This is a genomic window from Candidatus Hydrogenedentota bacterium, from assembly GCA_016791475.1.
GTDB lineage: Bacteria > Hydrogenedentota > Hydrogenedentia > Hydrogenedentales > JAEUWI01 > JAEUWI01.
This window is the reverse complement of sequence record JAEUWI010000266.1, coordinates 1-665: the sequence shown is the minus strand read 5'-3', so window position 1 is coordinate 665 and position 665 is coordinate 1. Positions and strand designations below refer to the sequence as shown.

2 protein-coding genes are annotated in these 665 nt (G+C 62.6%); both read left to right on the top strand.

The genetic code is table 11. From position 1 onward, the window contains the following. A partial coding sequence (locus JNK74_29125) for a hypothetical protein (GenBank protein ID MBL7650242.1) occupies window positions 1-223 on the top strand: 223 nt, incomplete at its 5' end. Window positions 224-270: 47 nt separating this feature from the next. Next, a partial coding sequence (locus JNK74_29120) for a hypothetical protein (GenBank protein MBL7650241.1) occupies window positions 271-665 on the top strand: 395 nt, incomplete at its 3' end.

The following is a 665-nucleotide window of genomic DNA, read 5'->3' as shown; positions in this document are numbered from 1 at the left end:
GGTGGGCTATCCGGTGATCGCCACCGACATTTTGCCGTACCAGAACGCGCCGGTGACCCGCGTCCCCAACAATCCGCAAGCCTGGATCACGGCGGTACGCGACCATGTTAATGAGTTGGAGGCCACCCGGGGCGCGGGCGAGCGGTTGCGCGAGTGGGTGCTGTCCAACTGGATGTTGGATCAGCACCTGGACGAGTGGCTGCGGGCGTTGCTGCCGGATTGAAGCGATACGACGGCCGGGTATTTTTCATCTAAATTAAGGATGTCAGAGTGTCACCGAAAACAACGCGCAAGCGCGGTGGTTCCAGTCGCCGCTCCAAGCCTTCGCCTTCGCCTTCGCCTTCGCCTTCGCCTTCGCCGCGCAACGCCGCCATGGCGCTGCTGCAAAGTCTGATGCGTGGCGACCGGCAGATCGTGGTGCGGATCGATGGGCAACCGCTTGCCCTAGCGCAAGCAATCGCCTTGGCCGAACAGCGTGGGAAAGCAGGTCAGGCGCGCGAAGCCGGTCGCGTTTTCGATCAGCTATTGGCCCAAGCGGCCGAGTGGCACCGCGAAAAGCGTTTGGATGATGCCGAAGCGGTCTACCGTCAGGTCTTCGAGGCGCAGCCCGGCTATATCGACGCCTTGCATCTGCTGGGGGTGATTTACTCGCAGCGCGGCGATCA